The organism is Paenibacillus terrae (assembly GCF_000943545.1).
GTDB classification, from domain to species: Bacteria; Bacillota; Bacilli; order Paenibacillales; family Paenibacillaceae; genus Paenibacillus; species Paenibacillus terrae_A.
In genome coordinates this window covers 1-26,093 of sequence record NZ_JTHP01000005.1, presented here as the reverse complement: position 1 = coordinate 26,093, position 26,093 = coordinate 1, and the positions used below count along the sequence as shown (strand labels likewise).

The 26,093-nt window shown below is 47.4% G+C and carries 23 protein-coding genes and 1 pseudogene; 18 read left to right on the top strand and 6 right to left on the bottom strand.

The window, feature by feature from the left end:
* Positions 1-15: 15 nt before the first annotated feature.
* Both QD47_RS04320 and QD47_RS04315 read left to right on the top strand, forming a co-directional pair.
* Positions 16-957 carry an ABC transporter ATP-binding protein gene (locus tag QD47_RS04320; protein WP_152643763.1) on the top strand — a complete coding sequence of 314 codons (942 nt, stop codon included), beginning with the start codon at positions 16-18 and terminating at the stop codon, positions 955-957.
* Between the two features lie 48 nt (positions 958-1,005).
* Positions 1,006-1,461, top strand: a complete 456-nt coding sequence (locus QD47_RS04315) for a hypothetical protein (RefSeq protein WP_044644957.1) — start codon at positions 1,006-1,008, stop codon at positions 1,459-1,461.
* A 52-nt stretch (positions 1,462-1,513) separates the two neighbouring features.
* Here QD47_RS04315 and QD47_RS04310 read toward each other — a convergent pair whose 3' ends face one another.
* Complete coding sequence (locus QD47_RS04310; RefSeq protein ID WP_044644956.1) at positions 1,514-2,128, bottom strand: hypothetical protein; 615 nt, start codon at positions 2,126-2,128, stop codon at positions 1,514-1,516.
* On the bottom strand, positions 2,121-2,996 hold the full coding sequence (locus QD47_RS04305) for a hypothetical protein (RefSeq protein ID WP_235332182.1): 876 nt from the start codon (positions 2,994-2,996) through the stop codon (positions 2,121-2,123). The genes QD47_RS04310 and QD47_RS04305 overlap by 8 nt, the downstream gene beginning before the upstream one ends.
* Positions 2,997-3,114: 118 nt before the next feature.
* Between QD47_RS04305 and QD47_RS04300 the strand changes: the two genes are divergently transcribed.
* From QD47_RS04300 to QD47_RS04275, 6 genes are all read left to right on the top strand, one after another.
* Entirely contained in the window at positions 3,115-4,149 is a 1,035-nt protein-coding gene (locus QD47_RS04300; protein WP_044644954.1) for an iron chelate uptake ABC transporter family permease subunit, read from the top strand.
* A 119-nt stretch (positions 4,150-4,268) separates the two neighbouring features.
* Complete coding sequence (locus QD47_RS04295; RefSeq protein ID WP_044644953.1) at positions 4,269-4,826, top strand: GNAT family N-acetyltransferase; 558 nt, start codon at positions 4,269-4,271, stop codon at positions 4,824-4,826.
* Between the two features lie 312 nt (positions 4,827-5,138).
* On the top strand, positions 5,139-7,811 hold the full coding sequence (gene ppdK / locus QD47_RS04290) for a pyruvate, phosphate dikinase (RefSeq protein WP_044644952.1): 2,673 nt from the start codon (positions 5,139-5,141) through the stop codon (positions 7,809-7,811).
* Positions 7,812-8,054: 243 nt separating this feature from the next.
* Entirely contained in the window at positions 8,055-9,353 is a 1,299-nt protein-coding gene (locus QD47_RS04285; RefSeq protein WP_044644951.1) for an ABC transporter substrate-binding protein, read from the top strand.
* Positions 9,354-9,392: 39 nt separating this feature from the next.
* A complete protein-coding gene (locus tag QD47_RS04280; protein ID WP_044644950.1) occupies positions 9,393-10,265 on the top strand; it encodes a carbohydrate ABC transporter permease in 873 nt (290 codons plus the stop codon).
* Complete coding sequence (locus tag QD47_RS04275) at positions 10,255-11,085, top strand: carbohydrate ABC transporter permease (protein ID WP_044644949.1); 831 nt, start codon at positions 10,255-10,257, stop codon at positions 11,083-11,085. Before QD47_RS04280 ends, QD47_RS04275 begins: the two co-directional genes overlap by 11 nt.
* Here the strand turns inward: QD47_RS04275 and QD47_RS04270 are convergent.
* Complete coding sequence (locus QD47_RS04270; protein WP_044644948.1) at positions 11,075-11,932, bottom strand: helix-turn-helix transcriptional regulator; 858 nt, start codon at positions 11,930-11,932, stop codon at positions 11,075-11,077. The genes QD47_RS04275 and QD47_RS04270 overlap by 11 nt on opposite strands.
* A 137-nt stretch (positions 11,933-12,069) precedes the next feature.
* Between QD47_RS04270 and QD47_RS04265 the strand changes: the two genes are divergently transcribed.
* The gene (locus QD47_RS04265; protein ID WP_044644947.1) at positions 12,070-13,356 is read left to right on the top strand and encodes a Gfo/Idh/MocA family protein; all 1,287 of its coding nucleotides are present in this window, start codon (positions 12,070-12,072) and stop codon (positions 13,354-13,356) included.
* 124 nt (positions 13,357-13,480) lie between these two features.
* Here the strand turns inward: QD47_RS04265 and QD47_RS04260 are convergent, their stop codons facing one another.
* Positions 13,481-14,320, bottom strand: a complete 840-nt coding sequence (locus tag QD47_RS04260; RefSeq protein WP_044644946.1) for a carbonic anhydrase — start codon at positions 14,318-14,320, stop codon at positions 13,481-13,483.
* 118 nt (positions 14,321-14,438) lie between these two features.
* Positions 14,439-14,804: a winged helix-turn-helix transcriptional regulator gene (locus QD47_RS04255; RefSeq protein WP_044644945.1), complete on the bottom strand. Its 366-nt coding sequence runs from the start codon at positions 14,802-14,804 to the stop codon at positions 14,439-14,441.
* A gap of 272 nt (positions 14,805-15,076) precedes the next feature.
* Between QD47_RS04255 and QD47_RS04250 the strand changes: the two genes are divergently transcribed.
* The 9 genes and pseudogenes from QD47_RS04250 to QD47_RS04215 all read left to right on the top strand — a co-directional run.
* Entirely contained in the window at positions 15,077-16,282 is a 1,206-nt protein-coding gene (locus tag QD47_RS04250) for an MFS transporter (RefSeq protein ID WP_044644944.1), read from the top strand.
* A 24-nt stretch (positions 16,283-16,306) separates the two neighbouring features.
* Positions 16,307-17,149, top strand: a complete 843-nt coding sequence (locus tag QD47_RS04245; protein ID WP_044644943.1) for an aldo/keto reductase — start codon at positions 16,307-16,309, stop codon at positions 17,147-17,149.
* Between the two features lie 168 nt (positions 17,150-17,317).
* The gene (locus QD47_RS04240; protein ID WP_044644942.1) at positions 17,318-18,349 is read left to right on the top strand and encodes a LacI family DNA-binding transcriptional regulator; all 1,032 of its coding nucleotides are present in this window, start codon (positions 17,318-17,320) and stop codon (positions 18,347-18,349) included.
* A 183-nt stretch (positions 18,350-18,532) separates the two neighbouring features.
* On the top strand, positions 18,533-20,008 hold the full coding sequence (locus QD47_RS04235) for a glycoside hydrolase family 32 protein (RefSeq protein ID WP_044644941.1): 1,476 nt from the start codon (positions 18,533-18,535) through the stop codon (positions 20,006-20,008).
* Positions 20,009-20,077: 69 nt separating this feature from the next.
* A complete protein-coding gene (locus tag QD47_RS04230) occupies positions 20,078-21,496 on the top strand; it encodes a sucrose-specific PTS transporter subunit IIBC (RefSeq protein WP_044644940.1) in 1,419 nt (472 codons plus the stop codon).
* 423 nt (positions 21,497-21,919) lie between these two features.
* Positions 21,920-22,504: a hypothetical protein gene (locus QD47_RS04225; RefSeq protein ID WP_044644939.1), complete on the top strand. Its 585-nt coding sequence runs from the start codon at positions 21,920-21,922 to the stop codon at positions 22,502-22,504.
* A gap of 41 nt (positions 22,505-22,545) precedes the next feature.
* Positions 22,546-22,902: a hypothetical protein gene (locus QD47_RS04220; protein WP_025683674.1), complete on the top strand. Its 357-nt coding sequence runs from the start codon at positions 22,546-22,548 to the stop codon at positions 22,900-22,902.
* A gap of 82 nt (positions 22,903-22,984) precedes the next feature.
* Complete coding sequence (locus QD47_RS32405; protein ID WP_200893386.1) at positions 22,985-23,143, top strand: hypothetical protein; 159 nt, start codon at positions 22,985-22,987, stop codon at positions 23,141-23,143.
* Between the two features lie 5 nt (positions 23,144-23,148).
* A pseudogene (locus QD47_RS04215) lies at positions 23,149-23,970 on the top strand (PTS transporter subunit EIIC); the annotation flags it as partial.
* A gap of 206 nt (positions 23,971-24,176) precedes the next feature.
* Here the strand turns inward: QD47_RS04215 and QD47_RS04210 are convergent.
* Entirely contained in the window at positions 24,177-25,595 is a 1,419-nt protein-coding gene (locus QD47_RS04210; protein WP_044644938.1) for a helix-turn-helix domain-containing protein, read from the bottom strand.
* Positions 25,596-26,093 lie beyond the last annotated feature (498 nt).

Sequence of the window (26,093 nt, the reverse complement as noted above, 5' to 3'; positions counted from 1 at the left end):
GAAGTGAGCAATGCAATGGGCGAAAGTCAGCCCTTGGTGGAGGTACACCAGCTTAAGAAGCATTTTGTAACAGCCAAGGATCTGTTGGGGGGCAGCTCGGAGGTACTCAAGGCGGTTGACGGCGTGAGCTTCCAGATCAAGCGTGGTGAGACGTTCGGACTGGTCGGCGAGTCGGGCAGCGGTAAATCGACGGTTGGACGCTGCCTGACGCGGTTATACGATTATACGGAAGGGACGGTGCGCTTTGACGGTCAGGATATTTCCAAACTGAACGATAAGCAGCTCAAGCCGCTGCGTCGGCGCATTCAGAGCATTTTTCAGGACCCGTATTCCTCGCTTAACCCGGGTATGAACGTGCTCGACCTGATTGGCGAGCCGATGGATATTCACAGATTGCATCAGGGCAGTGAGCGTAAGGATGCCGTCGTGGCTTTACTTGAAAAGGTCGGACTGAAGCGGGAGCACTTGTACCGCTACTCCCATGAATTCAGCGGCGGACAACGCCAGCGGATTTCTATCGCGCGTGCTTTATCCGTGAAACCGGAGTTTATCGTCTGCGACGAACCGATTTCGGCGCTGGACGTGTCTATTCAGGCACAGGTCATTAACACGCTGGAGGATCTCCAGCAGGAATTCGGGCTGACGTATCTGTTCATCGCCCATGACTTGTCGATGGTGCGGCATATTTCAGACCGGATTGGTGTGATGTATCATGGAAGATTGGTGGAGGTAGCCGACGCGGATGAGCTGTATGAGCAGCCAGCCCATCCGTATACACAGGCGCTGCTGTCCTCTATCCCTGTGCCTGATCCGAGAGCAGCTGGAGAGCGGGACGGTTTTGGGGCGGGCTTCGCCCAACCAGACGGTTCTTTGGCATGGGACAAGGACGGTGAGAGTGCCGCTGAGCTGCGTGAAATCAGTCCTGGCCATTATGTAGCGTACCCGGTTAACCGTTAGGTTAAGGTTGGTGTACGATGTACGTGATCAATAAGGAGGCACAAAACGATGACTGAATCGACGAAAAGAGTACGTATTTCCCAATGGGACGCGCTCATGCTGGAATCTTTACGCGCATTAGGCTGGTCTGATGAGGAGCTAATCCGTCGGGTGCAGCACAATGAACTGCCGTCGGACGGACAGTCCGATTTTGATTATGCGGAGCTTGCCACCGGGCTGGCGACCAAAGAGCCGGAGGTGTTTGTCAGCGCGGTAACGGACGGATATCAGATCAAGTACAACACGATACGGGGAATCCGTTCATGGATTGCCGCTGCGTTTGGGCGAGAGCCTGAGCTGTCACTGGAGGAAGGAAGCGAAGCCGTTACATCCGAGCTGACGAAGGTTGAGTATGCTCGGCTGGAGCAGGTGCTGTCATTCGGCTGGTCGATACAGGAAGATCGGCCCGCGACTGGAGATGCTGCGGGATTGTACCGAATTGTGCCTGCTTCACAGGCGAATTAAATCCTGGGTATGGAAATTGAAACGAGCTGACCGGGGAGGCCAGCTCGTTTTTTTAATGCAATCCTTCTTCATCTTTTTTATACAGCATGACCAGACTATTGTGAATGACCCGTGTCATGCAGTAAAAGAAGGCCATTCTGGAAGTTTGCATAATGGCTCCTAACAACATGGACATCGATTCCATATGGGAAAAATGTCGGATAAGAATTCGGTTAATAATCCCTTCACCAAACCAGACAAAATATAGCGGAACAATCATCTTTTGAATATAACGAGCTTTGCGCTCCAATTCGGGGTGGAGCGCAAAGTACCTATAAATATGGGTGAATGTATTGGAGAATCCCCACAAGTTAATAAAAGGAATCATGCGAGCCATAGCTCCAACGGTACGAATCGGATAATCGGAATGCTTTTGCCGGATGGCTTTATGTACTTGAACTAGCCAGATCAGATAGGTTACAAAACACATGTAGTACAGAACAAAGCTAAAAACTGTAAATTTTTGCTCCAGCTCGTATAGATGATCGTAATAAAAATCATTTGCGTAAATATACACTAACGTAAAAATAAGGATGAGAAATTCGCCTATAGTGCCCACCGCTAGCAGGGCTTGATGTACGCTGCCAGCTGTCTTTGATGGGAATGCTTTGGAATCTGAATCATTCAAGATGTACTTCCTCCCAGTCTAGTTGCTTCAAATACACGATAGCATCCTCCAGTGTTTCAACGGGGATAATGCGCAGCTTGAGTCCATGCTCCTTTTGAACTCGGGCAGCTTCTGCTTCGTTGCCTTCCTCACCGTACCATTCATAATCTGCCGGTACGAAAAATAGATCAACCTTTGCGGCCTCGGCTCCCAGCAGCTTTTGCTCCAGCCCACCGACCGATCCGATATCTCCGTATTCTTCCATCGTGCCAGAGCCTGCGATTTTGTGACGTCCGCCATCTGAGAAGTCGATGTTTTTGGCTTCCTCATACAGCCCGATACCTGTCATCAGACCCAAGGAATTTCCCGAAAGATCCTGCAAATGAGTCAATAGCTCTGCATAGCGAGCATCCTCCAATTTGCTAAGATTCGAGAAAGTCGCCGTAGCCCCAGCTGTGTCGCTGTCTACGCTTAATTCCGTCGCTGCATGTACGGCTTGCATGGCAGAATATTTTAGCGTGTCCGTCTCTGTGAGGTCCTTCAAATAAGAGTCCACTTCATCAGGGGCAAGGGGTTCAAATTTAATCTCTCCCCCAGATACATTTTCATTGGAATATACATTCCAACGCTCCAGAAGATTGTTAGCAATACCCGTTTGAACAGACGCAAAAAACACGCTTCCCTGAACGCCAAGATCTTTGACCGGATGCATTTCTCCCTGCAAAATATACTGTGTAGGCATAGGCCGTGTTCCAATAAAGGCAGCGATAGCCGGGATCAGCAGCAGCGCGAAGATGAGTATACGTTCTTTGTTTATGCCAAATATCCTTTTGAGGAGATATGGATTACGGCTTGGCACCTCATTCACAACCTTTCTATCATTTCTCATACGGATATCATCGGTTGATATGATTAGAAAGGTTACATTTTTCACCATAAATGACCGATAAGAGTATAGTAGTATTCGTATTTTATGGTAAATGAGGAAAGGGGATCTTTTAAATCTGATGAGTGAACAAGAAATACATGTGGGTGAATGTGGAGGTGGGACGATTGCTGGCGAACCGAATGCAGCTCCACCACGTCCACTAAGAATTGTTTTGACCTTGGTTACAGGATTTGCTTTATTGATCCTTGGTTTGTTTCTGTCGCTAATCACAGGTATATTTCCTATCAGCTATGCAGAGATATTGGAAGTGTTTTTTTCTTCAAATCCCAATCCCACATTTGTGGAAGTTGTATACCATATTCGTATGCCATTTGCATTGGATATGTTGTTGCTTGGAGGATGTCTGGCCGTTTCAGGAACTCTTTTACAATTACGAACAGCTAATCGGTTTGCATCACCAACCTTAACCGGACTTATGCCTGGGGCAATGGTAGGGCTATGTGTTGTCCTTTTACTTGGGATGGACATGGACTCTTTTGGTAGTATGGCTCTTTGTATTGCAGGAGCGGTGTTTGGGGGATTCATTGTATTTACATTGAATAAAATCCGTTTCATTCGAGGACGGTCTGCGGGGATTCATTTATTCATGATTGGTTTCATTATTGATGTTGTCCTTCGTTCAGCGTCGGGAGTTATTATGCTACTTGGAGAAAATCAGCAAGAGTGGGCAATCTCTCAGGGAGGGTGGGGAATAAGAGAAGGATCATTCACGTTTTGGCTTGCAGTGCTTACAATTCTCGTTGCGGGCTCTGTCTTTGCATTCCCCAAGCAGCTTAGTCCTTTATACATTCCCTTCGCGATTGTGTTGACCGCCGTTACCGTGTGGGCATGTGGTACCATCGGATATATAGGACTTATTGTGCCTTATTTCATGCGTTGTATGATAGGAAACCGTCCACGGCTTCTCATTTTGGGCTCCGTCTTTTGGGGGGGAGGTCTGTTAATGCTGGCCAAAGTCATTTCCGCTAAAATTAACGAGCCGGTTGGGTTTCCCGTAACCCCGGTGCTGGCCTGTATCGGCATACCCTTTTTGATCTTTATGGTGTGGATAGAATGGAAAAGAAGCTCTCTGCTTGAAAGCAGTAGATTTTGAACGAGAAAACTTTTTCCAGATCACTGGACTTTTATCATAGGTGCTCTGCTAGATCATCAGACGCTCTTTTTTTATGCTATATTTTATACATAAGGAAAATCAGAGAGTTGAGGTGCAGCATGACATCAATGACTATTGTTGAATCATCCGTCAAACCAGGATTAATGGCTTTTCAGGCAGGCGCAGAGGATCAGGCTCAAGTTCACGAGTTAATTTTACAGACTGCCAGATGGCTGCACAGCAAGGGTTCCACTCAATGGGGCAAGTTATTGAAAGGGAAGGATGATCATAATCTGGGAGGCGCTATTTCGCGCGGAGAAGTGATCATTTTCCGAAAGTCAGAGGGGCATTCTTTGGCAGGCTCCATGATTCTACAACAGCAGCCCAGTGCATGGGATCGTAAGTTGTGGGGATTAAATGAAGCGGATTCCGAGCCGGGAACGGCAGTATACCTGCATCGTTTGGTTGTAGATCGCGATAGCACCGGGAAGGGGCTAGGCCGTGAGCTGATGCAATGGATTGAACAAGGCATCCACTTCACAGGCAAGGATCGAATCCGTTTAGACTGTATTGCGGGAAATGACAAACTTAGCGAGTTTTACAGACAATGCGGTTATACGTATATAGGCGAAACGAACGGCTATAATGTTTTTGAAAAGATGCTAACAGAGATGTAGAAAAATAAAATCTGAGCTGAGCAAAGGGACGTCTGTACAAACAGACGTTTTTTTTGTTTTTTGGAACCCGTCCTGAGTTGCAGGATGGACAGGTATGTTGGGATAGAATCACTCTATCCCAACATACGGCTAACCACGAATTAAAGTGTTTTATAAATGAGGTTTATCGCTATTTAAAACGTCATAAACAAATATAATAAATATATATTACGTATTATATATTGAAATAACCACTTACTTTGTGTTACAACTTTAAGTAAACCTATAGATCATTTCAGGCATGTATCTCGATAAGTGGAGGGAATGAATTCAATGCTGAAAAGAGTGTACTCATTTAACGAAGGTAAGTTGGGGATGAAAGCGCTACTAGGAGGAAAAGGCGCCAATCTAGCGGAAATGACGACACTGAGTCTCCCAATCCCTCCCGGCTTTACGGTGACCACTGAGGCGTGCCGAGCCTACTTTACTTCCGGCGGCAAGCTCCCGGAGGGTTTGTTGGGAGAAATCGTCATTGCCCTGCACGACGTTGAGGAAGCCCAGTCGGCTATATTCGGAGATACGGAGCGGCCTTTGCTGGTATCTGTTCGTTCAGGATCAGTAACCTCGATGCCCGGTATGATGGATACGATACTGAACCTGGGTCTGAATGATGAAACCGTGCGTGGATTGGCAGAGCAGACGGGAAATGAGACCTTCGCCTATGATTGTTACCGTAGATTTATTCAAATGTTTGGCGAAGTGGTGCTGGGTATCGAATCCAATCATTTTGACCAGCTTCAGGAGCAGAGCAAGCAGACCCATGGGCGTAGCAGTGACCAGGAGGTTAGCGCGGAAGAATGGAAGGAACTGATCGGACATTATAAAGATCTTGTCGCAGAGCAGAACGGACAGCCGTTTCCACAGGATGTGTATCAGCAATTGCAAATGGCGGTAGAGGCTGTATTTCGCAGCTGGAACAATATGCGTGCCAAGGTTTACAGGAAGGCTTACGGTATTCCAGATGAACAAGGAACAGCAGTGAACATTCAGGCCATGGTATTTGGCAATCTCGGCAACGAAAGTGGAACCGGGGTGCTCTTCACCCGCAATCCCTCCACAGGTATGAATGAACTGTATGGCGAGTACATGGTAAATGCTCAGGGAGAGGACGTCGTGGCAGGAATAAGAACGCCTAACCCTATTCCTCAACTTTTGGAAGAGCAGCCGCTAGTCTATGGTCGTCTGGAAGAGCTGGCTTCCTTGTTAGAGCGTCATTATCGGGATATGCAGGATATCGAATTCACGATTGAAAAAGGAAATCTGTATCTGTTACAGACGCGCAGCGGCAAAAGAACGGCGCAGGCGGCTGTGAAAATAGCTGTGGATCTGGTGGAGGAAGGGATTATCAGCAAAGAAGAGGCTATCCAACGGATTGAGCCGTCCCACATGGATCAACTGCTGCATCGCTCCATTGATGTTTCCACACCGCTGGTTGCGATTGCCCAAGGTCTGCCTGCCTCACCCGGCGCAGCGAGTGGGCGCATTGTATTCGACGCCGATACGGCAGAGAACTGGAAGAAGGACGGGCAGAAAGTCATCCTGGTCAGTGTGGAGACCTCACCCGATGATGTTCACGGGATCATTGCCGCCGAAGGCGTGCTGACAAGTCGAGGTGGGATGACCAGCCATGCTGCTGTGGTTGCAAGGGGCATGGGTAAACCCTGCATTTGCGGCTGTGACACGCTGAGGATTGATCTGGACAGTCGAAGCGTCAGCATCGGTACCCTTACCTTTCAGGAAGGGGAAAATATTTCGATCGATTCGACCTCCGGGCAGGTGTACCAAGGCAGTTTGTTGCTCAACGAGCCAGTCATTACACCGGAGCTGTTGAAGCTGCTGGAGATTGCGGATGAAATTCGGACGTTGAAGGTCTACACCAATGCGGATACGCCACTCGACGCCGCCAAAGCTCGGGAATTTGGAGCTGAGGGCATCGGGCTGTGCCGGACAGAGCATATGTTTTTCTCGGGCCAACGGCTGCCTATCGTTCAGGCGATGATTTTGGCCGAGGATCAGGAGGAGCGGGTTCTTCATTTGAATCGTCTGCTCCAAATGCAACAATCCGACTTTGAGGCTATGTTCAGTGCGATGGACGGTTTACCGATGACGATTCGCCTGCTGGACCCGCCATTACATGAGTTCCTGCCGAACCTTGAGCAGCTTCAGGAGCAACAGCGGGAGCTTGAGCTTTCCGGCGGCCATGTGGAGGAGCTTCAACGTCTTAAAAGAACCATCTCCAAGGTGCACGACCTGCGTGAGATTAACCCTATGCTGGGATTGCGCGGTGTTCGGCTGGGCATTCTGTTTCCGGAGATATACGATATGCAGGTTGAAGCGATCTTTAAGGCCGCGGAAGCAGCACTGCGCAGGGGCGTGGATGTGAGACCAGGGATTATGATTCCGCTGGTCGGTCATTCGAATGAACTCAAGCAGATGAGAGAACTGGTCGATGAGGTGGCAGCTCAGGTGCTTAGCGAGGAATTCAAGTGGTTCAAGTATCGGGTGGGCACCATGATTGAGGTTCCAAGAGCCGCCCTGCTTGCAGACAGCGTGGCACAGTACGCCGACTTTTTCTCCTTTGGAACCAATGATCTGACACAAATGACCTTTGGTTACAGTCGGGATGATGCCGAAGGTAAATTCCTCGGCTCCTATATGGAGAAGAATATTCTGGAAACGAATCCCTTTCAGGTGTTGGATCAGGATGGCGTAGGCAAATTGATCGAATGGGCTGTTATCAAGGGTAAGGAGAAAAAGCCTTTTCTGGAGACAGGTATCTGTGGTGAGCATGGCGGGGATAGTGAGTCTATTCTCTTTTGTCACCGCAGCGGACTGGACTATGTCAGTTGCTCACCGTACCGGGTGCCATTTGCCCGCATTGCCGCGGCCCAAGCAGCTTTGCTTGTCAGAGCGGAGCAGCCTGAGGGAGCGTTGTCCGTTATGTAGCTGAAAGTAGTCTCTACAATTTCAATAACACATTTAAGGCAGCCTTGATCCAAGGGCTGCCTTGTTCGTTTTGCACCACATTTTACATACATATATCTCGTCGGGAAGAAAAAAATTTATATAAAAAATGAGAATGGTGATATCGTGTTCCCTTCTCCTACATATGATGATAGGGAAAGTTTTTGTAAGCGCTTTAATAAAATAATGACATACAACCATGCGAAGCTACAGGAGGCGGTTAAGATGGACAATTACATGAGCTGGATAAAAATTGGTTTTTTTCTCAGCGTTCTGTTTTTACTTGCAGCAGCATGCAGTACCTCTCCCAAGCTGGAAAACACGGAAGGGAAAAAAGTCCGGCTGACCATGCAAGTCTGGGGGAATCCTGCGGAGGTGAAGGTGTACCAGCGGGCACTGGATGCATTTGAGAAGGAAAACCCGAATATTGAGGTTAAGCTGGTGCCTGTACCGGGAGACCAATATGAGCAAAAGCTGCTGACACAGCTTCAGGGAAGCCGCGGGCCGGACGTGTTTTATTCGTATGAGCCGACCATTGCGCGTTTGATTGGAGCGAAGCAGGTGCAGCCGTTGGGTGAATTTTTAAAAAGTGATGCCAGTGATGTGAAGGCCGAAGATTTTCCGGAGGGATTGTGGGGTCCAGCCAAACGCGATGGGGAAATTTACGGGGTCACTCCTGACTCGAATCCGATGGTGATGTATTACAACAAAAAGGTCTTTAAGGATGCCAGTGTGAAGACACCGCAGGAATATTATGACGAGGGCAAATGGAACTGGGACGCCTTTGAGGAAGTCACATCGAAGCTGAAAGCTGCCGGAAAACAGGGCTATATCGCAGAAAACTGGTGGGCTCACTGGTATTCATGGGTGTGGTCGAATGGCGGACGGATTTTTGATGAACAAGGCAAGTATGTGCTGGACCACAATGAAAAGGGTAAGGAAGCCTTTGGCTTCATGTACGATATGGTGAACAAGGGAAATGCGGTATATCTCGGCTCACTTCCCAAGGGGCAAGGGGCTGACGCAATGTTTATGTCCAACCAGGTCGGTATGCTGGCGGCCGGAAGATGGCTGGAGCCCTTGTTCAGTCAAAATAAAAGTCTCGACTTTGATTATATTTACTGGCCTTCCAATACAGGCAAAAATGAACCTGTCGCCATTCCGCTTGCTTACGTAGCCGTGAACAAAAACAGTCCGCATCTGCAAGAGGCCATGAAGCTGGCGGCATTCTACGTCTCGGTGAAGGGGCAGGAGGTGCGACTGGTTGAAGGTGGGAATGCCATGGGTACGCTTGCCGCCGCAGATGAGAGCATTATGAAAAAGGCGATGATTGAACATTCAAGCTATTTGACCGAAGGACGCGACAAGGGGCATGCCCACGGCTCCGCAATGGCTTATGACGCTCAGGTACCGGGATTAAATTCGGATATCACGGAGACGATTGACCTGATGTTCCTCGGCAAGCAGGATGCTGAGGCAACGATTGAGAAGCTGAATCAGATCATATCCAAGGCGGTCAAGTAGGCACGGAATAAGGCCGTGACCGGGGAGGAAGGTGACAAGATGCAGAAAAAGCATCAAGCGCTGTGGGGCTATCTATTCATTAGCCCCCAGTTTCTGGGCCTGCTATGTTTCTCACTGCTGCCGCTGCTGTATGCGTTCTATTTAAGCTTTGTGAATTGGGATGGCTTTGGCGTGCCTGTATTTGTCGGTTTGGATAATTTCAGAGACCAATTAGCTGATCCTGATTTCTGGAAGGCACTGATGAATACAGTGTACTATATGGTGCTGGTTATCCCCGCGGGGATTGTATTGGCTCTGCTCGTAGCCATCATGCTCAATAAAGTAAAGGGCAAGGAAATCTATCGTTTGTTCTTTTTCATGCCTGTTGTGACCAGCTCGGTATCGGTCGGGGTCATCTGGATGTGGATACTGAACGGCGAATTTGGCATTTTAAATTATCTGCTGCGAGCGATTGGGATTACAGGCCCGATGTGGCTTACGGATACGCAGTGGGTAATTCCGTCGATTGCGCTTTTGAGCATATGGCTGGGGCTGGGATACAATATGGTCATTTTCCTGGCAGGACTTCAGGGCATCTCCAAAAGCTATTACGAGGCAGCCGAAATTGACGGGGCCAGCAAGTTCCAGCAGCTAAGGTATATTACCCTGCCGCTATTGTCACCTACGACCTTTTTTGTCACCATCATGATGGTTATTAGCTCTTTTCAGGTGTTCGATCAGGCGTTCGTCATGACGAATGGGGGGCCAGCCAAGGCAAGCTATACGCTTGTGTACCATATTTACGATCAGGCATTCATTGATTTTACGATGGGGGAAAGTGCTGCGGCAGCAATGATTTTGTTCGCGATTATTCTTGTCTTTACCCTACTGCAATTTAAAATGCAAAAGAGGTGGGTGCACTATGGAGATTAGGCAAAACAGCAGGGATTTCCTGCGCCATGTGCTGCTCGCTGTCGGCTCTCTGATGATGTTTTTTCCCTTCCTGTGGACGGTTCTCAGTTCTCTGAAGGATATCTCTCAAATTTTTGTCGTCCCGCCCCAATGGATTCCCGATCCGTTTGTATGGAGCAATTATCCGGCTTCACTGGAGGCTATGCCCTTCGTACAGGCGTACATGAACAGCTTTTATATTACGGTCATTATCGTGACAGCGACGCTGATTAGCGCGTCCATGGCGGCGTATGCTTTTGCTAAAATCCGTTTTCCGGGGTCGAATGTCCTGTTTATCCTGTTCCTCGCTACGATGATGGTGCCCAAGCAGGTGACGATGATCCCGCTGTATTTGGTGATGGACCGCATCGGGTGGCTGGATACGCATTGGTCGCTGATTGTACCCGGAGCGTTGTTTAACGCGTTTGCGGTGTTCCTGCTGCGCCAGTTCGTGATGGGGATTCCGCGCGATCTGGAGGAAGCAGCGGTCATGGACGGGGCGGGGTACATTCGCATTTACTGGAGTGTGATTCTGCCGTTGGTTCGTCCAGCGTTAGCCGCGATTGGGATTTTCACCTTTTTGGGCGCCTGGAACAGCTTTCTCGATCCGCTGATTTACCTCAATACACCAGAGAAATTCACGGTTCCGCTGCTGCTCAACAATTTCAAAGGGCTGTATACCGCGGATTGGTCGTTGATGATGGCGGGTACTACCATTTCCGTCGTTCCGGTGCTGATCGTCTATATGATTGCTCAAAAACAAATTATCGAAGGCATTACCTTGACGGGTATCAAGGGGTAGAAGCGTTTCCCTGCTCCTTTTTCTGTTCTTTTCGATACTGTAACGGGGTATACCCGGTGCATTGCTTGAATACACGACCAAAGTGAGCGATGCTGTCAAAGCCCGTTTTTTCAGCAATGGCGGTCACTTTCCAGCTCGTTTCTCTCAGATACGCTCGTGCTTGCTGGACCCGGACATCCTGAAGGTACTCTATTAAGGTAAAGCCTGTGGTCTGCTTGAAAATCCGGCACAAATACGTACTGCTGATATAAAAATGCCTTGCCAGTTGATCCAGGGTCAGCCTCTCCGCATAGTGGGCATGCAGGTATTCGATGACTGCATACACTCGCTGCTGCTTCTCGCTGCGTTCCGGCGCAATGGTGTCGGGGGTGGAGGATTGTATGCGGCCGATTCGGATAAGCAGCTGGAGTAGCAAGCTTTGGAGATACATATGGCGGTATGCATGGTCTTGATGGTACTCATCCAGCATTTGCTGGAACAGATGCTCCAGCTCGCGCTGTTCCTCCGTCGAAGGGCGAAGCAGAAAGCTTTTCTCCGGCAGGAGGGGCTGCTTCTGATCGCTGGACGGGGCGTCAGGCATCGACGTGGCAACAAACGCTTCATCAAAATTGATCAGAATCCGCTCATGGCTACCGTTGCCCTTGTTGCTCGTGCGATGAAAATCGTGTTTGCTGATCCAGATCAGATCGCCCTTCTGTAGCGCATATACCCGCTGATTAATGTAATAGTAGCGCTCTCCTGCCAGCAGATAATAGATTTCATGTGCTTGGTGAACATGGTCAGCGGACATGCTGAACGGCTCTGTCCGTAGCGCTTGCTCGATGGCAAAACGGGGTGTGACGATCACATCAACGGTCTCCTTTACGAGAAAATTCAAATGGATAATATATGTATACTTTAAGGACCAATTCACAATAAATGCGAAGAATTCGCTCTTTCTTATACTATAAAATAAAAGTAATTCATGCAAAGGGTGTGTGCCAATTGGCTAAAATCAAATATGCACTTGTGGGTACTGGAGGAAGAGCCGAATTTTTTTACGGTGAAGTTGTTACCGTTTTCAAGGATACCTCGGAGCTGATCGCGTTCTGTGACGTCAATCAGACGAGAATGGACTATGCCAATCGGCTGTTGCAGGAGAAATATGAGCACGAGCCGATTCAGACCTATAAAGCCCATGAATTTGAACGAATGATCGCAGAAACGAAGCCGGATATCGTGATCGTCACGACCATTGACCGTGTGCATCATCAGTATATTATCCGGGCGATGGAACTGGGCTGTGATGTTATTTCCGAGAAGCCGATGACGGTGGATGAGGATAAATGCCAGGATATTTTGGACGCCATAGATCGCACGGGACGCAAGCTACGCGTCACCTTTAACTACCGCTATGCGCCGCATAATACGAAAATCCGCGAGATTATTATGGACGGGACGCTTGGTGATATCTTGTCGGTCAATTTCGAATGGCTGCTGAACACACAGCATGGTGCGGATTATTTCCGTCGCTGGCACCGGGATAAGCGCAATAGTGGCGGTCTGCTGGTGCATAAATCGACGCATCATTTCGATTTAATGAACTTTTGGCTCGGCTCAAAGCCGGAAACGGTGTATGCGATGGGCGATCTGAAATTTTATGGACGGGAAAATGCGGAACAACGTGGTGTGACTGAGTTCTATCAACGGGCTTACGGCAGCAAGGCGGCAGAAGATGATCCTTTTGCGTTGCATCTTGACCGTAACGAGCACCTGAAAAGCATGTATCTGGATGCCGAGCATGAGGATGGCTATGTGCGGGATCAAAGCGTATTTGGCGACAATATTAGCATTGAGGACACGCTTAGTGTCATGGTGAAGTACAAGAACAAGACAGTCATGAACTACTCGCTGAATGCTTACATGCCTTGGGAGGGATTTATCATCGTGTTCAACGGCACCAAGGGACGGATGGAGGTTCGGGTATCCGAGCAATCCTACGTTAATTCCGGGGGCAGTAAGGCAGACGAGGGGGCGTTAAAAGAAAAAACCATTACGATCTATCCCCACTTTGCAGCACCTTATGAGGTGGAGGTAGAGGAAGGCGTGGGTGGTCATGGCGGTGGTGATCCGGTCATGCTGCGGGATATTTTTGATAAGCCGGCAGATGATCGGTTTCATCGCGCAGCCTCACATATCGACGGTGCATGGTCCATTTTGACCGGTATTGCCGCCAACCGTTCTATTCGTACAGGTCAGCCAGTAAAGGTGGAGGAACTGGTTCATTTGTAAAGACTGGCAACCACTAAAATAACCAAGAAGCCCCCCTGTTTATCTTATGGACAGAGGGGCTTCTTGGTATTTTACTGTCAGCGGCGGCAGAGTTTCTGTTAGCTGTCGTAGGGTACTTATTTCATTATTTATCGGCAGTCAGTTCACGGGCTCCCAGTTGTTGTACAGGACGATGGTTATCGGGAAAAAGGGTGGCGAACTGACTGATTTGGTCGGCCGACATTTCAATGGGTTGTTCCAGCACTGTCCAGTTCACATGCTCTGTGCATGGCGGAGTGGTCAGAGATCCGTTATAGCGAATCGAGTGCAGGTCCTTCGGCAGAAGAGTAGCGAGATTCAGTTCTCCCTCCAGAGCCTCTTCCTGGGAAACATCTTTTGGAAGTTTGGACCAAATACGGCTGAAAGCCTTATTCTCCTTGCCGCCTTGAATGAGTACGCCTAAGACGGCGGTGCTGCCGTTGTCACCCTGATGAACAAAATGAAGCTCCATATCGGCATTTTTACCATCTATTTGGTGTTCACTAGGATGATGGAAGTGAAACTGCTTTAAAGTGAATTTAGTACCATCCAGTACAATAGTATTACCGGGGCTGGCTGCATTGATTTGAATGGTGTGTCCATTATTCAGAATGGATACTTTCGTATTGGTGTAGTGAACCTGTATCGGCTGCTGCGTTTGCGAAGCTTCCATTCGAGTATGTTCTATGTTGACAGGGGATTGTTCGTGGCCATTACCACAAGCGGCGAAATCCTTTTCCAGCTCTCCCCAATGTTCCGGTCCCTCCTCTCCCTCATAGGACCAGTGTGGATTTTTCTGAACAACCGCATGGGCGGCGCTACCAGTCGGTGAAGACGAAGTAATCGTAGATTTGGAAGTGGCGGGCTGAGCATTACATCCGGTTGCCGACACAACCAGGAAAATAGCAAACATGCTGGACAAGCAAACTCTCCAGTTTTTTTTCATTGTGCATGATCCTTCTTCCCAAAGTAGAGTATGTGAAACTTTTTACATTGTAAATTATTGTACAAAGTTCCATCAAGGGTACAAGGACTTAGGAAGAAGGAATGGGTGTACTCTTTTTTTACAGCTTATTCAGAATGTTATCCTCCAGTACAACGGATTTATCCCCGTACTCTTTAATAATATGCTTTTCTCCCCAGGCGCACAGAGAATCCAAAATGCCCGTCAGACTGCAACCATATTCACTAAGCTCGTACTCCACTTTGGGAGGCACCTGATTGTAGCTAATTCGATTGACGATGCCGTCTTCCTCTAATTCCCGGAGCTGCTGCGTCAGCATTTTTTGTGTAATCGAAGGCATGATGCGTTTCAATTCGCTTGTCCGCATTTTCCCATGTGTCAAATGACACAGGATCACACACTTCCACTTCCCACCGATAACCTCTAAAGTCGCCTCAACCGAGATGTTGTATTTTTTCTGACCCAATGTCGATCCCTCCGTGTGTTTCACCTTTTGTTTAGGGTACTTTTTGGTACCTATATCACTAAAAAGTACGTACTGTTCATAATTGCTTGAATAACTCATAATAACATTTGCTGGTCGAAGATTTCTATAGATGAGCATTTTGCATAAATCCCAGGAGTGATTTCAATTCTAATCAGCACTATATAGGTCGAAACGGTCTAGTTCGTCTATGTAGTGTACCTCTAAGCGTGAGGAATCGAATTATGAAAAATGCTGAGATAGGAGTGAAAGACATGTCGTCAGACTCAAAACGAAGTATTTGGCCATTACTGGCTTTAGCCGTAAGTGCCTTTGCCATTGGGACAACCGAGTTCATCAGCGTGGGACTGCTTCCCCTGATCGCTGAGGACTTGCACATATCCGTAACCATGTCGGCCTTAACCGTCACGTTGTATGCTTTAGGAGTTACCATCGGGGCTCCCGTTTTGACCTCGTTAACATCCAGTATTCCCCGTAAAACGCTGCTGCTGTGGATCATGATTGTATTTATTGCAGGCAACAGCCTCGCAGCGTTCTCCAGTGGAATTGTCATGCTGCTGATTGCACGTGTGGTCTCGGCGTTCTCCCATGGGGTGTTCATGTCCATCGGCTCCACCATCGCAGCCGATCTTGTACCCAATGATCGCCGAGCCAGTGCCATTTCCATTATGTTCTCCGGGCTGACCGTAGCCACGGTCACGGGTGTACCCTTGGGGACCTTTATTGGGCAGCAATGGGGCTGGCGAGCGGCCTTCATGGCGATTGTGATCGTCGGTGTGGTGGCACTCATTGCGAATCTGATTTTGCTGCCATCCACTCTGCGAAAAGGGAACAGACCCCCCTTCCGGGAGCAGGTCAAACTGGTTACCAATGGTCGCTTGCTACTCGCCTTTATCATTACAGCCTTGGGGTATGGAGGCACGTTTGTCGTGTTTACTTATTTATCTCCATTGCTTCACGACATAACCGGATTTAAGCAGAGTACGGTAACGTTTATTCTTTTGCTGTATGGAATCGCGATTGCCATAGGGAATGTTATGGGTGGAAAAGCTGCTAACCGCAAGCCGCTTTCAGCTTTATTTTACATGTTCCTGATTCAAGCGATTGTCCTGCTCGTTCTGTTGTTCACAGCTCCTTTTAAAACCGCCGGACTGATTACGATTTTTTTTATGGGATTGCTTGCGTTTATGAACGTGCCTGGCCTACAGGTATATGTGGTGATGCTGGCTGAACGTTTTGCCCCCAAAGCCGTAGATGTCGCTTCTGCCGTCAATATCGCTGCTTTCAACGCGGGAATTGCGATTGGAGCATACGTGGGTGGAAGGGTGACTGATTCCTTGGGTCTCATTCATACGACCTGGATCGGGGCGATTATGGTTTTCGCTGCGGTTCTACTCACAGGCTGGAGTCGCACGCTAGAAAAAAGGGATGCAATCCCCGCAATAGGTTCACAATCTTAATAAATGCAGAGAGGAAGATAAACAATGACTCAAAACTTACAAAGCACAACAACATTGCACAACGGAGTTCACATGCCTTGGTTCGGAATCGGGGTATTTAAAGTGGAGGAAGGCTCAGAGCTGGTCGATGCCATCAAAACGGCTGTGAAGCATGGTTATCGCAGTATAGATACAGCCGCAGCTTATGCCAACGAAAACAGTGTAGGACAAGCCATCGGCGAGGCTCTTCAGGAAAATAACCTGTCCAGAGAAGACCTTTTCGTAACGTCCAAAGTGTGGAATGCCGATTTGGGGTATGAAGAGACACGGGCAGCCTATGAAGTAAGTCTGGACAAGCTGGGTCTGGACTATCTGGATCTGTATCTGATTCATTGGCCGGTTCAAGGCAAGTATAAAGAAGCCTGGAGAGCTTTGGAGTCCTTGTATAAAGAAGGGCGGATCAAGGCAATCGGAGTCAGCAACTTCCAGATTCATCATTTGGAGGACCTTATGAAGGATGCTGAAATCACGCCAATGGTGAATCAGGTGGAGTTTCATCCACAATTAACACAAACCGAGCTACTGCAATTCTGTCAAAAGAACAACATTCAAATGGAAGCCTGGTCCCCGTTAATGCAAGGCCAATTGCTTGATCATGCGGTACTGCAAGACATAGCGACCAAGTATGGCAAATCGGTGGCGCAAGTGATTTTGCGCTGGGATGTGCAGCAGGGAGTTGTCACCATTCCCAAGTCTACCAAGGCGCATCGGATTGTCGAAAATGCCGACATTTTTGATTTTGAATTGACGCAAGAGGATATGGACCGAATTCAGGCGTTAAATGCGAATCATCGGGTAGGTCCTGATCCGGATAACTTTGATTTTTAAACTCTATTTCCATGATACGCCGTTCCTTTCTTCATTGAAGGGAGCGGTGTTTTTTGTCCGTGATGGGTCTGGAGCAACAGCATTCCAACCCCGCCATATGGTATTATAGGGTATGATAAAAGAGACGTTTTGGGAGCTTGTGAAAATGAAGACAATTCGGGGGACCTCATGAATAAGACGATTGCAGATATAGCCCAAATGGCTGGCGTGGCCAAGAGCACGGTATCCCGTTTTTTGAACGGCGGGGCTGTCAGTGTGGATACGAGACGTAAAATTGAAAAGGTGGTCAAGGCCACGGGCTATGTGCCCAATGCCTTTGCCCAGAGTCTTAAGGCGAAGCGGACCAACATTATCGGCACCGTTGTGCCACGTCTGGATTCTTTTGCGACATCCCATACGCTGATGGGTATTGATGAGGAGCTGCGTTCTCAGCATTATCAGATGCTGATCTCTAATACGAGCCAAGATGTACAGCGTGAAATAGAAGCCATTTATGAGCTGGGTCGGCAAAAGATTTCCGGTATTATTTTACTGGCTGCTGAAATTACCGATGAGCATCTGACCGCGATCCGCGACATTGCCATTCCGGTTTTGCTGGTGGGGCAGCAGCACACGCAGCTTCACAGCCTTATCCATGATGACTACCGAGCGGGATATGATATCGGCGCATATGTTCTGTCACAGGGCCACCGTGAAATTGCCTACGTCGGCGTTACGGAAAAGGATGTCGCTGTCGGTGTGCGGCGCAAGGAGGGCTTTAAGCAGGCTGTTCGAGATTCATTGCCCGATCAAGCTCATATGGAAGATGTGAAGCAACTGGAGCGATCCGCTGGGTACGATATCAGATACTATGAAACCGGATTTAAAATGTCTGATGCACGGGTGGCTGCGTCTGCGATTTTAGATGGATTCAGGCCATCCTTAATGGTGTGTGCTACGGATAATATTGCGCTTGGCGTGATCAACGCGGCGTATTCCAGAGGGATTGCCATTCCATCGGAATTGTCGGTGACTGGCTTTGGGGGATACGATATTACGGAGGTGATTCATCCTGCGCTAACAACCGTGCAATATCCTTACATGGAAGCAGGACGCGTAGCAGCGCAAAATATTGTACGGCTGGTAGAACACAAACCAGTAGAGAAAGTGACTGTTATGAATTATTCTCTTATAGAGAGAGAAAGCGTTGACAAACGCTGAACAGGTGGATTATAATTTCTACGAAACCGGTTCCATAGCGCTCGGGCACAAGTGGAATCGGTTGCAAATCCATGGATGAGTATATTTTTTTAATCATACAGGAACCGGTTCCTGTATATTATTTTTTCATTAAATTGGAACCGGTTCCTGAGGCGAAAGTTTTAATAAGAATGAGGTACACCTATGAAAATGACAAAAGAACAAAAGTATCGACTGATTGAGCAGGCAGAGCCCGGTGAAATAGCCAGCTTGGAGAAAAAGGTGGAGCAATGTCACTGGCGGCAGGAGTTTCATATTCAGCCATCGACAGGCTTGCTCAATGATCCCAATGGCTTTTCGTATTATCAGGGTGAATACCATTTGTTCTATCAGTGGTTCCCGTTTGGAACCGATCATGGAATGAAATACTGGTATCATTTGAAGTCCAGAGATTTGGTCACATGGGCCGACGCAGGCATCGGTATCGCACCGGGCGATTATTTTGATTCACATGGTGCTTATTCAGGTAGCGCGATGGCGCATGAGGGCAAGCTGTATATGCTATATACGGGAAATACACGTGACAGGGACTGGATCAGACATCCTTATCAATGTATGGCCGTTATGGATGAGAGCGGTCTCATTACAAAATGGGAGCATCCCGTTATTCCGAACGTGCCGGAAGGCTATACGGATCATTTTCGTGATCCCAAGCTGTGGAAGGACGGAGACAGCTTTTACTGTGTGATCGGTGCCCAGAGAGCGAATTTAACAGGCTGCGCCGTCCTTTATCGGTCAACCGACCTCCATACGTGGCAGTTTCAGGGGGAACTGCGGACAGGGCTGGAGACGTTTGGCTACATGTGGGAATGCCCGGATTATTTTGAACTGGACGGCTTGGGTGTATTGGTATTTTCTCCTCAGGGCCTGGAGCCTTCCGGGGATGAGAATCACAATATTTATCAGTCGGGTTACGTGATCGGCAAGTCGCTGGATACCGGCACCAGAATATTGGAGCATGGGGCATTCCGCGAGCTGGACCGTGGCTTTGACTTTTATGCACCGCAGACGATGATCGACCCGCAGGGGCGGCGTATTATGGTGGCGTGGATGGGATTACCGGATATTGATTGTCCGACAGATCCGAACGGATGGGCGCATTGCCTGACGCTGCCGAGGGAGCTTACGCTTCATGAGGGCAAACTCATACAAAGGCCAATACCTGAGCTAACTACGCTGCGTAGAAAGCGTGAGGAACGGGTAGCCGACGCATTAACGTCGGAGAGCAAAACCTATACGGGCTTCAAGGGTACGGCTTATGAGCTGATTTGTGAGTATGATCTTTTGAGCGCCAAGGCATGCGGTATTGAATTCCGCGCAAGTGCGACCGAGAAAACGGTGATCCGATATGATGCCGTGAGCCGCAAGCTTGTGATGGACCGTTCGCAATCGGGTGAGCCTGTCGCTGCTTCGTATGGTGAGATAAGACAGTGCGCCATGAATGGGGACCGTATCAAGCTTCATCTGTTCGTGGATACGTCTTCGGTTGAAATTTTCGTCAATGATGGGGAAGAGGTGTTCACCAGTCGTATTTTTCCGCACCCAGAGAGTGACGAAATACGCTTTTTTGCCGACAAGGGAGAGGCTCTCTTCCAAGCGGTAAAATGGGATTTTACATGAATATTCAACATCATCAAGTGGATCGTTAATCATCAATAACATAACGGAATGAACGAGAGGATGAACATCATGACGGAGAACCGGGAAATAGCCAAAGAAGTGATCCAAGCAATCGGTGGGAAGGATAATATTGCGTCCTTTGCTCACTGCGCGACACGCCTGCGGATTATGGTGCATGACAAGGAGAAGATTGACCAGAAAAAGGTTGAAGAAATCGACAAGGTCAAAGGAGCTTTTTTTAACTCGGGTCAGTATCAGATTATTTTTGGTACAGGTACGGTCAATCGGATTTTTGAAGAGGTCGAGAAGCTCGGAGTGACCGGATCCTCTAAAGAAGAAGTGAAGAGTCAGGGGAAAAAGGAAGGCAACGTCTTCCAACGCTCCATTCGTACCTTTGGCGACGTATTTGTACCGATCATTCCGGTGCTGGTTGCTACGGGGCTGTTCATGGGCTTGCGCGGCTTGCTTACCCAGCCGCAAATTCTGGCCCTGTTCGGCATGACGCCGCAGGATATTTCACCGAATTTCCTATTGTTTACCCAAGTATTGACGGATACGGCTTTTGCTTTTCTACCTGCGCTGGTCGCGTGGTCAGCCTTTAGAGTATTCGGCGGCAGCCCGGTGCTCGGTATCGTTCTCGGTTTGATGCTGGTGAATCCGGCCTTGCCCAACGCCTATGCTGTTGCGGACGGCTCAGCTCATCCCTTGACGATGTTCGGCTTCATCCCTGTGGTTGGTTATCAGGGCTCGGTATTGCCAGCCTTTTTCGTAGGTTTAATTGGAGCCAAGCTGGAACGGGGGCTGCGCAAACGGGTACCCGAAGCGCTGGATCTGATTCTTACACCGTTTTTAACACTGTTGATCATGATTATACTGGGGCTGTTTGCTATCGGTCCGGTTTTCCATTCTCTTGAAGAGTGGGTACTGCAAGGAACGACGTTTGTACTGGATTTGCCTTTCGGTATCGCAGGGATTGTTATCGGTTTTCTGCATCAAATTGTCGTAGTTACGGGTGTGCATCATATATTTAATTTTCTGGAAATTCAACTGCTCGAAAAGAACGGAGTAAACGCTTTCAACGCGATCATTACTTGCGCTATGGCTGCCCAAGGTGCGGCTTGTCTGGCGGTTGGACTGAAAACGAAGAACAGCAAGCTGAAAGCGTTAGCGCTTCCTTCCTCGTTGTCCGCTTTTCTGGGGATTACAGAGCCGGCTATTTTCGGGGTTAACCTGAGATATATGAAGCCTTTTGTCATGGGCCTGATCGGTGGGGCAGTCGGCGGGTTTATCGCTTCGATCTTCCATTTGGCGGCTACAGGTATGGCCATTACGGTCATTCCGGGTACATTGCTCTACATGAACCATCAGCTTCCGCTTTATATTTTGGCGAACGTGGCTGCTATGACAGTAGCTTTTGTCCTGACCTGGATGTTCGGCTATAATGATAAAATGCTGGAGGAAGTCAAAACAGCAGGTTCCTCCAATTAACACCACCCAGGTGGTATGAATAAGTAAGCACACGCCTAGGAATTAAATGTAACGGTCGTTCTACTTTGGAGCGCTCTCACCCCTTGTTAAAAAGGGCTGCTAGAGAAAGCATCCAAGTGGGGCGGCCGTTTTTCTTTAAACTTTAGCATTTCGTATCCGGTTACGCATCATGACTTTGGCCGCCAGTCAGTTCGGAACGCAACGGGTTGCCAGAGTATTTACAATGGCATGGACTTGGGTAGTAGAATAGTTTCCTTCCTTTAATGCGGTATTCCTTGACAAACTGTAGCGATTTTTATCAAATCCCGAAAAACAAAATTTTATGTCAATGAGGTAAAAATTTCAAAAAGTATATATACGATGGTTATTTTGTATGTTATCATATAAACGTTGTTAAAATTTAGTATTTGGAGGCAATTATCTGTGAAAAAACTTCTTGTAACAATGCTATTTATTATGTTAGTGGCCATTGGATTGAATCCTGCAAGCTCTTATGCAGATTCATCTTCATCGGCTAAAGACGCTTCTGACCAGTCCCTATTCCCACCCTACTCCTCAATTGTTAATTCGGATACGCTCTTGAGCGGTTTGACGCTTGAAGAGTATAATGAGGCTATAGCCAATGCAGTTCCACTGGAATCAGTAATTGTAAAAAGCGATAAAACTCAATCCATTGAAAAAATTTCCCCTATGGCTGTGCCATCTTGGTCATTTAGCCACCTAAGTCGTAACGATGGATTTTGGTCAGATAAGTTTTCAATTGGTTATGCAGGGTATGTGCCTGTAAGTGTGGTGCAGTGGGGAGATGATAGTTCTTGGTCTCAACCCAATGTAGGTTATACACTTGTGAGTAGAGATTATTTGGGCAAGGTTCGCATCGTTTCTGGAAGATATACAGGCACGAATACAAAATTTGAAATCAAGGTACCAGAAGCTGGACAATACCAAATGTTAGTTAATAATTTAAATGACTACACTATTTCAGGGAACGGATTCATGGGTTATTAAATTTTGTTAATTGGATTATTTTTGGAAGGGAGGAAGTGAGTGTGAACAAGCGACTCAGACCAGCTGTTATTATCTTAAGTCTAATTGTCGTTGTCGGAGGGGCGGTGGCTGTTATCAAAAGTCAGACCTTTGCGAACAGCAGTAAGCCTCAAACCCAAACTACCAATGATCCTGACTGGCTCACACCTGAGAAAAAGAAGGAGATAAACGAGAAAGTGTTATCTTCACAAGCAGAAATTATACACTCAAAATATGGAGATTTTTTCCCTGTTGAAGTTCCGAATAAGTATCCAAGCGATCAAGTCGCAAATTGGGACAATAAAGAGGAAATAACAGCACAGACAAAGCAAATTATCTATAATAATTTTGTTTACGAAAAAAAAGAGAAAAAAAACTAATTTTTTCCGGAACGCTTGTAAAAATGAGCGTTCTTTTTTGTGCGCCATGCATGGGCGCGTAACTAGGCGGTGAAAGTCCGCTATGGGGGCTGACAGTTGCCAACCATTAGCCAAGAGCAAGGGTGTCCGCCGTGAGGCGGAATCTGAAGGAAGCTGGCGGCAAAATTCCGACCTGAGGAACACGAACCGCATCAGGCATCCAAAGTGGGATGAGCCTGCAAAACAAGGAAAAATCCAATAAACTGTCCAGACACGAGGACTGTTGCGGACGGCTCAGCTCAGCCCTTGACGATGTTCGGCTTCATCCCTGTGGTCGGTTATCAGGGCTCGGTATTGCCAGCCTTTTTCGTAGGTTTAATTGGAGCCAAGCTGGAACGGGGGCTGCGCAAACGGGTGCTCGAAGCGCTGGATCTGATTCTTACACCGTTTTTAACACTGTTGATCATGATTATACTGGGGCTGTTTGCCATCGGTCCGGTTTTCCATTCACTTGAAGAGTGGGTACTGCAAGGAACGACGTTTGTACTGGATTTGCCTTTCGGTATCGCAGGGATTGTCATCGGTTTTCTGCATCAGATTATCGTAGTTACGGGCGTGCATCATATATTTAATTTTCTGGAAATTCAACTGCTTGAAAAGAACGGAGTAAACGCCTTCAACGCGATTATTACTTGCGCTATGGCTGCCCAAGGTGCGGCTTGTCTGGCGGTTGGGCTGAAAACGAAGAACAGCAAGCTGAAAGCGTTAGCGCTTCCTTCCTCGTTGTCCGCTTTTCTGGGGATTACGGAGCCGACTATTTTCGGGGTCAACCTGAGATATATGAAGCCTTTTGTCATGGGCCTGATCGGTGGGGCAGTCGGCGGGTTTATCGCTTCGATCTTCCATTTGGCGGCAACAGGTATGGCTATTACGGTCATTCCGGGTACATTGCTCTACATGAATCATCAGCTTCCGCTTTATATTTTGGCGAACGTGGCTGCTATGGCTGTAGCTTTTGTCCTGACCTGGATGTTTGGCTATAACGATAAAATGCTGGAGGAAGTCAAAACAGCAGGTTCCTCCAATTAACACCACCCAGGTGGCAAGAGGAATGTGGGTTTGGATAAAAAAGCAATTATTTATACTGATAGCTAAAAAAGCTCTGCCGACCAATTAAGGTTAGCAGAGCTTTTTTTAGCTATCTATCCGTTTAAGCACCTCCAATGGTAACGTAAGGCTGAATACTATGGTGGTGGTTAAGTGCTTGATCCGGCACAGTGAAAATAAACAAAAAGCTAGCTGCGATGATCAGCAGCACCATTTTTTTCAACATTGTTCATCCACACCTTTTCAATAAGATTTAAAAATGCTGCTTTAGTTTCTGGAACCGCATAATCCTGAAAGTGTAAAAATAGACCCATACAATTTATAAAATAAGTCTCATTATTTAGCTTATGATAACTTATCATTGAATACATCAAATGTTTAAAACCATCAATGTAAGAACCTCGATGTAAATCATAATAAGCTAATTCGTAACCAAACCATGCGATATAGTCCGGTATCACCTGTTGAGTATACATATCATCGAATGGAGGCTGTTCAGAAAAAGAATTAATCTCCGTTTCAAACCGTTGAAGTATATCATCCACGTCCAATTCAAATCGGTTTGCTGCAATTATAACATTCAACAATTTGGAGATTTCCTCTTGTTCATTAGAGCCTGATGTCGCTGCAATATATTCAACATAATCTTGAAGCACGCTTATATCTCCAGACAAAAGCTTATATACGTAAGTATTACCTTCCGCCCAATGTTGAAACAAACCGATCCAGTGTCGGGTATCCTCGTCCTTCTCTTTGACCCAATCTAAATTAGCGTAGGCATATGTATAATCTAGAGCTTGCTGAAAATCGCCTTCGGCTTCACAGACACTTGCACACAACAGGTCAGCATAGGTGATGTACACAAACATAGGACGACTTAGCTTTTTTTCGGATTCATTATGCTCTCGTTTCTTCTGTTGATGTTTCATCGAATATTGAATTTCCGCTTTCACCTTCATTTTTCGAGCCATTTCATCAAGCCTATCCCATTGACGCAAAGACCTGTACACGTTCGCCAAGTCCTTCAATGCGTCAAGCTGATCTATTTCATCCAAGCGCTCAACAAAAGCTTCAAATATCGTTGCTGCCCTGAGATTTTGGTTTTGATCGTCTCCAATCTGTATAGTGAATATACGATATTGACAGACTGCCAAGCGTTCAGAATGTTGGTACTTCTCCACTTCTGCTACATTCTCATAGAGCAGCAGCGCAGCAGCATGTCGTCCTTGTGCTAATAGCGCTTCTGCAATTTCAAATAGTTTAGGTGAATAGAGTAGATTGTCCATGATTTGTCCAACGATTCGACTGATCGCCCCCAGCTTATCCAGCTCTGCACAACGATATAGCAACCGCTCAATTCGACGCATATTGGGAGAGCGTTCGATGATGTAGTCATCTATGAACCGTTCGTAAAAAAAGCCTTCCGGTAAACCCATAGTCTCAGTGATTAGATCAAGCTGGTTAACAGATATAGGACTATTACCAGTTACAATGCCACTTACTATTCCTCTGTTAATGCCTGCAATATTCCCGAATTGCGTTAGGCTCAAACCCTCTTGTTTTAGGTATTTGTCTAATTCCGCCCGAATCGTAGGTGTGATTTCCATACATAAACCACCCTCCACATAAAAATTCCATAATTTTATATTCTTGCATTCTATTGTTCTCCAAAATTAACCATATGTCAATATATTTTTGACTAATGTATAAAGGTGAATTTTGGCATATTAATGCATATGGAAATGGAAAGGACGAGTGATGGAAGCGGAGAGTAAGAGGGTGAAAAACGCACTCCATACAGAGTGCGACTTGTGAGCGAAGCGCAGGGGCATCGGTAAATGATTTCAATCCACGCACTCACATGGAGTGCGACGACATACTACAATGATGCGAAATGGTCAGATAATTGATTTCAATCCACGCACTCATGTGGAGTGCGACTGCACCCATTGGCTCAACAGTACTTTGACAATAAAATATTTCAATCCACGCACTCACATGGAGTGCGACGACGCGATCAAATGGACACTACAGACAAGGAAAACAATTTCAATCCACGCACTCACATGGAGTGCGACGATCAATGATGGACTTTTCTCTCCATT

What these genes read in the sequence shown, in the direction of transcription:
- QD47_RS04280 (WP_044644950.1), top strand. Translation starts at nt 9,393, where the DNA reads ATGCAGAAAAAGCATCAAGCGCTGTGGGGCTATCTATTCATTAGCCCC.
- QD47_RS04235 (WP_044644941.1), top strand. Translation starts at nt 18,533, where the DNA reads ATGAAAATGACAAAAGAACAAAAGTATCGACTGATTGAGCAGGCAGAG.
- QD47_RS04240 (WP_044644942.1), top strand. Translation starts at nt 17,318, where the DNA reads ATGAATAAGACGATTGCAGATATAGCCCAAATGGCTGGCGTGGCCAAG.
- QD47_RS04300 (WP_044644954.1), top strand. Translation starts at nt 3,115, where the DNA reads ATGAGTGAACAAGAAATACATGTGGGTGAATGTGGAGGTGGGACGATT.
- QD47_RS32405 (WP_200893386.1), top strand. Translation starts at nt 22,985, where the DNA reads ATGGGGGCTGACAGTTGCCAACCATTAGCCAAGAGCAAGGGTGTCCGC.
- QD47_RS04305 (WP_235332182.1), bottom strand. Translation starts at nt 2,996, where the DNA reads ATGAGAAATGATAGAAAGGTTGTGAATGAGGTGCCAAGCCGTAATCCA.
- ppdK (WP_044644952.1), top strand. Translation starts at nt 5,139, where the DNA reads ATGCTGAAAAGAGTGTACTCATTTAACGAAGGTAAGTTGGGGATGAAA.
- QD47_RS04275 (WP_044644949.1), top strand. Translation starts at nt 10,255, where the DNA reads ATGGAGATTAGGCAAAACAGCAGGGATTTCCTGCGCCATGTGCTGCTC.
- QD47_RS04320 (WP_152643763.1), top strand. Translation starts at nt 16, where the DNA reads ATGGGCGAAAGTCAGCCCTTGGTGGAGGTACACCAGCTTAAGAAGCAT.
- QD47_RS04230 (WP_044644940.1), top strand. Translation starts at nt 20,078, where the DNA reads ATGACGGAGAACCGGGAAATAGCCAAAGAAGTGATCCAAGCAATCGGT.
- QD47_RS04315 (WP_044644957.1), top strand. Translation starts at nt 1,006, where the DNA reads ATGACTGAATCGACGAAAAGAGTACGTATTTCCCAATGGGACGCGCTC.
- QD47_RS04210 (WP_044644938.1), bottom strand. Translation starts at nt 25,595, where the DNA reads ATGGAAATCACACCTACGATTCGGGCGGAATTAGACAAATACCTAAAA.
- QD47_RS04250 (WP_044644944.1), top strand. Translation starts at nt 15,077, where the DNA reads ATGTCGTCAGACTCAAAACGAAGTATTTGGCCATTACTGGCTTTAGCC.
- QD47_RS04285 (WP_044644951.1), top strand. Translation starts at nt 8,055, where the DNA reads ATGGACAATTACATGAGCTGGATAAAAATTGGTTTTTTTCTCAGCGTT.
- QD47_RS04245 (WP_044644943.1), top strand. Translation starts at nt 16,307, where the DNA reads ATGACTCAAAACTTACAAAGCACAACAACATTGCACAACGGAGTTCAC.
- QD47_RS04260 (WP_044644946.1), bottom strand. Translation starts at nt 14,320, where the DNA reads ATGAAAAAAAACTGGAGAGTTTGCTTGTCCAGCATGTTTGCTATTTTC.
- QD47_RS04295 (WP_044644953.1), top strand. Translation starts at nt 4,269, where the DNA reads ATGACATCAATGACTATTGTTGAATCATCCGTCAAACCAGGATTAATG.